The 7,878-nt window shown below is 38.1% G+C and carries 5 protein-coding genes; all 5 read right to left on the reverse strand.

All coding sequences use genetic code 11. The annotated features are described in order from the left end of the window. On the reverse strand, positions 1–2,167 hold a 2,167-nt coding region (mutL, locus tag ACTTKP_RS10160; RefSeq protein ID WP_442553791.1), incomplete at its 3' end, for a DNA mismatch repair endonuclease MutL. 19 nt (positions 2,168–2,186) lie between these two features. Continuing rightward, complete coding sequence (gene mutS, locus ACTTKP_RS10165; RefSeq protein ID WP_442553792.1) at positions 2,187–4,934, reverse strand: DNA mismatch repair protein MutS; 2,748 nt, start codon at positions 4,932–4,934, stop codon at positions 2,187–2,189. A gap of 17 nt (positions 4,935–4,951) precedes the next feature. After that, a complete protein-coding gene (locus tag ACTTKP_RS10170; protein ID WP_442553793.1) occupies positions 4,952–5,974 on the reverse strand; it encodes an NAD(P)H-dependent glycerol-3-phosphate dehydrogenase in 1,023 nt (340 codons plus the stop codon). 12 nt (positions 5,975–5,986) lie between these two features. Continuing rightward, a complete protein-coding gene (plsY, locus tag ACTTKP_RS10175) occupies positions 5,987–6,619 on the reverse strand; it encodes a glycerol-3-phosphate 1-O-acyltransferase PlsY (RefSeq protein ID WP_442553794.1) in 633 nt (210 codons plus the stop codon). An 11-nt stretch (positions 6,620–6,630) separates the two neighbouring features. After that, positions 6,631–7,878 (reverse strand): ribosome biogenesis GTPase Der (gene der, locus ACTTKP_RS10180; RefSeq protein WP_442553795.1); only part of this gene is annotated, 1,248 nt, incomplete at its 5' end.

The following is a 7,878-nucleotide window of genomic DNA, read 5'->3' on the forward strand; positions in this document are numbered from 1 at the left end:
GCCTCTTAAACTTCTTCTCCACATCAGCCTTACTCATAAATATCATAGTAGGTCTGCCATGTGGACAATTATATGGATTATCAAGGCTCATAAGCTCTTCAATAAGTGCCTTTGCCTCAATCAGGGATATATTCATATTTCCCTTAATGGCAGCCTTGCAAGCCATGGTTGCTATTTTAGAAAGCACTGTATCCGGAGTAACTTTTTTTCCCTCAAGCGAATACTGGTCAATAATATCGAACAAAAGCTCTTTTTCACTTATTCCAAAAAGCTCTGTAGGTACTGCCTTTATTACATATTCATTGCCACCAAATGGCTCTATTTCAAAGCCTATTTGTCTAAGATGTTCACTAATCTCCTCCACTATCTGTCTCTGGCTTCCTGAAAGTGTAACAACTACAGGAGGCAGCAGGTTCTGTGAAGTTACTTTATTAACTGATATTTCTTTGACAAATTTCTCATACATTACCTTTTCATGGGCTGCATGCTGATCTATCATATACACATTTCCGTCATATTCCATTATCCAGTAAGTTCCAAATATTTGTCCTATAATTTTAATATCTGGGAGAGCTTTCTTTGCCAGTATTCCTCCCTTAAAATCTTCGGGAGAAAGGTCATCATCTGCATCAGAATCTAATTCTACCGCTGTAGTTTCAGACTTAATTATCGTTTCTTCTTTGTTGTAATCCGATATTTTCTTGTAAGCATTACCTTCTTCTTCAACTGACTCTATATGTTGATTTCTGAGTGATTTTCCATCATCTTCTACAAAGGTTGAACCAATAATTTCTGCATTTGATTTTTCATCTTTGTTCACATTATCAAATGAAATTTCATTTTTATTTTCTAAACTTTTATTTAGTTCAGATGAATCCACAACAGAAGCCGGAGTACCGGCTAAAGGTGCATATACCTCAGGTTTAATAAGAGGACTTGCCTCATCTCTTTTTGTTTTCTCTGTCACAAAGCTTTCCTGCTTAAATACAGGCTTTAATTCCTTTTTCCACTCACCCTGTCTGCTTTTTTCAAAAGGCTCAGGCATAGGAATATCAGGAATTACATAGCCCTCGTTTTTTTCAGGTTTAGATGTAGATTTAAACTCCCTTACAAGGGGCTGCTTATCAGGAACCTGCTTTATACCCATATCAGGAAGTAAATCTTTCTTCCTAAGGGCATTGTCAACTTCGTGAAAAATGAGTCTGTATAAGTTTTCCGTATCACTAAATCTTACTTCTAACTTGGCAGGATGCACATTTACATCTACTAAAGAACTGTCAACGCTTATAAGCAGACAGGTAAAAGGAAACCTATGCTGCATAAGAAATGACTTATAAGCATCCTCTATAGCCCTTGTAATAACCTTGTTTTTTATAAATCTCCCGTTTATAAAATAATTCTCATACTCTTTATTTCCTCTGGTTAAGGACGGCTTTCCTACATATCCACGTACTGAAAGCCCGTTTATAGGCTCTCCCTCCACATCAGGATTATTTACAGGAATTATATTGGATGTAGTTTCTTTTCCATATATGTAGAATAGTACATCTTTCAGACTACCGTTTCCCATAGTCTGAAGCTTTACCTGACCGTTTAGGATAAACTTAAAAGCTATCTCAGGGTGGCTTACCGCCATATGCTCCATAACCTCGCCAACATATCTTCCTTCTGTAGCTGCTGTCTTTAAGAACTTCTTTCTTGCAGGTGTATTATAGAAAATATTTCTTACTACAAATGTAGTACCCTCCGGAGTACCGATTGGCTCATTAGCTTCTTCCTTGCCACCGTTTATCACATATCTGATTCCGCTTATTTCATCAGCAGTCTTGGTAAGCACTTCTACCTCGCTGACTGCGGCTATGCTGGCAAGAGCCTCACCTCTGAAACCAAGGCTTGATACCAGGACAAGGTCATCGGCAGTTTTAATCTTACTTGTAGCATGAGGCAGGAAAGCCATCTTAATATCATCACTGCCTATGCCTTTTCCGTTATCAGTCACCCTTATAAGTGATGTACCACCGTCTTTTATTTCCACAGTAACGGAGTTTGCATCCGCATCTATTGCATTTTCCACAAGTTCCTTGACTACCGCAGCAGGCCCTTCTATAACCTCTCCTGCTGCTATTTTATTGATAGTATCTTTATCAAGTAAGTTAATTATTGCCAAAGCCTCACCTCATTTCTAACTATAAACCTCTGCTTTTTACCTTCTTTTGCATAGCATAGAGCTTGTTTAGTGCGTCTATAGGAGACAGTTCTTCAAGCTTCATATCCATAAGCTCTGCTATTACATCTTCATTCTTGGACGAGCCAAAAAATGAGATTTGATTTTCATCTGTTTTATTAGGTTTTAAAAGCTTTTTCTCTTCTTTTTTGTCAGGCATACCGCCTGTTTCCGATAAGAACTCTATTACATTCTTATTTTCTACATACTCTCTTGCACCGCTGCTGTCGTCAGCCACAGATTTCACTTCAAGCTTCTTAGCTTTTTCCAATATATCATTGCTGTCAAGCTCCATAGCAAGCTCTTTGGCTCTTTCAATTACATTGTTAGGAACTCCCGCAAGCCTTGCCACCTGTATACCGTAGCTTTTATCAGCTCCGCCTTTAACTATTTTTCTTAGGAAAACTATATTATCTCCGTCTTCCCTTACGGCTATGCAGTAATTGTTTACATTCGGAAGCTTGCCTTCAAGCTCTGTAAGCTCGTGATAATGTGTTGCAAACAAAGTTTTTGCTCCTAAAAGTCTTGGATTGCTGATGTATTCAACCACAGCCCAGGCTATAGAAAGTCCGTCAAATGTACTTGTACCCCTGCCGATTTCATCTAAAATAAGTAAGCTGTTCTTTGTAGCATTTCTTAAAATATTTGCTACCTCTGTCATTTCCACCATAAAGGTAGACTGGCCGCTTGCAAGGTCATCAGAAGCTCCCACCCTTGTAAATATCCTGTCACAGATACCGATATTGGCTGAGCTTGCCGGTACAAAACTTCCTATCTGAGCCATAAGCACTATGATAGCAGTCTGCCTCATATAGGTTGACTTACCTGCCATATTAGGCCCTGTAATTATTGAAATTCTGTCATTTTTTTCGTCCAGATAAGTATCATTTACAATGAAACCGTCTCCGCCCATCATTTTCTCTACTACCGGATGTCTTCCGTCTTTTATATCAACTATTCCCTCTTCATTTATCTTAGGGCGTACAAAACCCTCACTTTCCGCGACTGCTGAAAGTGAAATAAAGGCATCTATTCCGGCTATGGCTTTGGCGGTCTTACTTATCCTTACAATTTCTGCGGCTATCTCATCACGAAGTGCTGAAAACAGGTCATATTCAAGGGTTACAAGTCTTTCTTCCGCACCAAGTATCATATTTTCAAACTCTTTAAGGCGTGGCGTTATATATCTTTCGGCATTGGTAAGTGTCTGCTTCCTTGTCCAGTCATCAGGAACCATATCCTTATATGAATTGGTAACTTCTATATAGTAGCCAAAAACCTTGTTATATTTAATTTTAAGATTTTTAATTCCTGTTCTTTCTTTTTCTTCATTTTCAAGCTCCGAAACTAAGGTTTTTCCCTCTGTATTCGCTCTTTTTAGACGGTCTATTTCCTCATTATAGCCCTCTTTAATTATCCTGCCTTCTCTTACTGAAAGCGGCGGTTCGGGAACTATTGCCCTGTCAATCTTTTCGTAAATATCTGAAAGAGGATCAAGCATTTCATTATAATCATTTAACAGTTTAGAATTAAACTCAGGTAAAAGACTTTTAATTGCCGGCAAAAACTCTATAGAATTCATAAAAGCCAGCAAATCACGGGGATTGGCACTTTTATAACAGATTTTTGCAAGAAGTCTTTCTATATCATATACAGGATTTAAATATTCTCTGATTTCTTCCCTTGTAATAATGTTCCTGCTAAAGTCTTCTATTGCATCAAGCCTTTCTTCTATCTCTTTCTTCTCCACAAGGGGCTGTTCTAAGAAATTCCTTAAAAGCCTTGCTCCCATAGCAGTTTTGGTTTTATCAAGTACCCAAAGTAATGAACCTCTCTTATTCTTATCTCTTAACGTTTCTGTAAGTTCAAGGTTTCTTCTTGTTGAGCCATCCAGTATCATATAGGCATTGTTTGAATATGGCTTGATTGAAATAATATGAGTTAAATCATTTTTCTGCGTCTCATAAAGGTAAGCAAGTACCATACCTGCCGAACAGATTGCATTGTCCATACCTGTAAGCCCAAGACCGTCAAGCACTTCTACCTTAAAATGCTTCTTAATCATCCTGACTGCAGCAGAATATTCATAGTATCTTTTTTCAAGCCTTGTTATTACCAAATGCTGTTTTTCTATAAAATCATCAGTCAAAATACCCGATATAATAAGGTTGTCATTGCAAACCAGTTCTGCCGGTTCAAATTTTGTTATCTCATCAAGCAAAGACTTAGCTGAGACTAACTCAGTTACAAGAAACTCACCTGTAGACACATCTACAAGTGAAATACCATAGTCTTCATTTACAGCTATTATTCCCATAAGAAAGTTATTTTTAGTTTCTTCAAGTGCTGAGGTATCAAGATTGGTTCCCGGTGTAACTATCCTTATTACTTCTCTCTTTACAAGCCCTTTGGCAAGCTTAGGATCTTCTGTCTGCTCGCAGATAGCCACCTTATAACCTGCCTGTACAAGATTATTTAAATATCTGTCCACAGCATGAAAAGGCACCCCACACATAGGCGGACTGTTCTCATTGCTGCCTGACCTTTTTGTAAGTGTAATTTCAAGTACCTTAGATGCAGTTAAAGCATCATCATAAAACATCTCATAAAAGTCGCCCATTCTATAAAAAAGAATACAGTCACTGTATTCTTTTTTAATATCATAATATTGGCGCATCATAGGAGTAAGTTTTTCTACATCTATCTCCATTTTCAGCCTTTCTATCTTTATTCATCCCAGTCAAAACCTGAGTGTTCATCCTTTTTATCTCTTAAAAGCAGTTCACTAAGAGCGTCTTCTGCTTTTTTATTTTCAAACAATACCTTATTCATCTGCTCAACTATAGGCATATCTATATTGTTTGCATGAGCCAATTTACTGGCAGCCTTTGCGGAATATACACCTTCTACCACCTGTCCTACCTCTGCCATAGCTTCTTCCATAGTCTTACCCTGTCCCATAAGAAAACCGGCATTATGGTTACGGCTGTGAGTCGAGCAACAGGTCACTATAAGGTCACCTATGCCTGAAAGCCCTGCAAAAGTTTCAAGCTTACCACCAAGCTTCATACCCAGTCTTCCAATTTCAGATATTCCTCTGGTTATAAGGGCAGCCTTAGCATTATCACCAAGTCCAAGTCCATCTATTACACCTGCGGCAAGAGCAATTACATTTTTAAGAGAACCACCTAGCTCTATTCCTATTATATCAGGACTTGTGTATACTCTAAATCTCTCAGACATAAAGGTATCCTGTATCATACAGGCAATTTCTCTTGATTTAGCTCCCACTACTGCTGTAGTAGGCATCCCGATAGACACTTCTTCGGCATGACTTGGTCCTGAAAGTACCGTGACTATACCCCTATCTCCATTATCTGCTTCAAATTCACTTTCAATAATTTCGGTCAAAGTCATAAGTGTATCTTCTTCAATACCCTTAGCCACATTTACAACAGGTATTTTTCTATCTATAAAAGGAGCTGCCTTTTTAGCTGTCATTCTAACGTAAGGAGAAGCAACTGCAAATACTATAAGTTCCTTGCCCTTGCAGGCAGAACTTATATCATTTGTAAGCTTTATGCTGTCATCCAGTTTAACACCTTTAAGGTTCTTTACTGTTCTTGTATCATTTAATTCATTAAACTCTTTTTCAACAGCAGTCCAAAGCGTAAGTTCATGCCCATTGTTGTTAAGTAAAATTGTCAAGGCACTTCCCCAGGTACCTGCACCCAATACTGCAATTTTCATACTACCTCCTCTTTAATCTTTCTTCTTACCTAATTTATTTTCAGTTCCCTTCATAAGTCTTTCAATATTTGGCTTATGTCTTGCAATTCCTAAAATGGCATATAATGAAGCCACAAGAACCAGTGCCCACTGTCCCTGATAGAAAAAAGCAATAATAACAGGAATTGAAATCAAGCCTATCATAGAACCAAGTGATACATACTTAGTTATATAGCAGACTAAAATAAATACGGCAAGTGGTATCATAGTCATAGGAAAATTAAACACAAGAAATGCACCACCGGTAGAAGCTATGCCTTTTCCGCCATGAAAGCCAAGCACAGCAGGGAAATTATGTCCGAGTACAACTCCAAATCCGCATAAAAGCACAAAATAGTCTGTACTTAAATAACCAATCTCATTGCCTGTAAGTCCCGGACAAATAAGATATTTTACCAAAAGGCAGGGAATTACAACTTTTAATATATCTCCCACCAAAGTAGGAAGTCCGCCTTTTAGAAAACCTAAAGTTCTCAGGGCATTGGTTGAGCCTATATTTCCGCTTCCGGTCTTCCTTATATCAATATTATTGAGTTTTCCTACAATAAGTCCTGTAGGAAAATTGCCAAATACATATCCTAAAAAAATAACAATTGCACTTAACATATATGCTCCTATTAATGTATTTTTGTTGTATCATCAGCATTTCTTTCTCTGATGATGAAACGAAGGGGCGTTCCGGTGAAGCCAAAAGCTTCTCTTATCTTATTTTCAATATATCTTGTATAAGAATAATGCATAAGTTTCTTGCTATTTACAAAAAGTATGAAGGTAGGCGGTTTGACGGACACCTCAGTGATATAGTAAATCTTAAGTCTTCTTCCTTTGTCAGTAGGCGGCTGCTGCATTGCTACCGCCTCAGCTAAAATATCATTAAGCACACCGGTAGATACCCTCAGTGTGTGATACTGAATAACCACATCAATAAGGTCGAAAAGCTTATTAAGACGCTGTCCGCTTACTGCTGATATGAAAAGAAATTCTGCATAAGGCATATAGGCAAGGATTTCTTTAAGTTTCTTAGTATGTTCATTCATGGTCTTATCAGTTTTCTCAATCAAATCCCATTTATTTACAGCTACTATTATACCCTTACCACGCTCATGTGCTATTCCCGCTATCTTTGCATCCTGTTCGGTTATACCTTCGGTTGCATCTATAACGAGCACTACTATATCAGCTCTTTCAACGGCAGATATTGTTCTTACTATACTGTAATATTCAATATCTTCTTTGATACGGCTTTTCCTGCGGATACCGGCAGTATCTATCATTATATAGTCATTTCCATTTCTGCGGATTCTGGTATCTATAGCATCTCTTGTAGTACCCGCAACATCCGAAACTATAACTCTGTTCTCACCAAGCAATCTGTTAATTATAGATGATTTTCCCACATTCGGCTTACCTATAATGGCTATCTTAGGGGTATCATCTTCTTCCGCCTCAGGGCTGTCTTCCGGAAAATGTTTAATAACCTCGTCAAGCATATCACCTATACCGGTCTGGTTTACAGAGGATATAGGAAATGGCTCACCAAGTCCGAGGTTATAAAATTCATATACATCTGCCTGCTGCTTAACAGGATTATCTACCTTATTAACTACTAAAACTACAGGTTTTTTGGACTTTCTAAGCATATGAGCTACCTGATTGTCCGAGTCAACAAGTCCGGTTTTCACATCTGTTATAAATATAATTACATCTGCAGTATCTATAGCTATCTCAGCCTGCTCACGCATATTGGCAAGCATCATGTCACTTGTGTCAGGCTCTATACCGCCTGTATCTATCATTGTAAATGCCTTATTAAGCCACTCTGCATCTGCATATATCCTGTCTCTGGTTACACCCGGAGTGTCTTT

It is taken from the genome of Catonella sp. (assembly GCF_052169795.1).
Classification (GTDB): Bacteria; Bacillota; Clostridia; order Lachnospirales; family Lachnospiraceae; genus Catonella.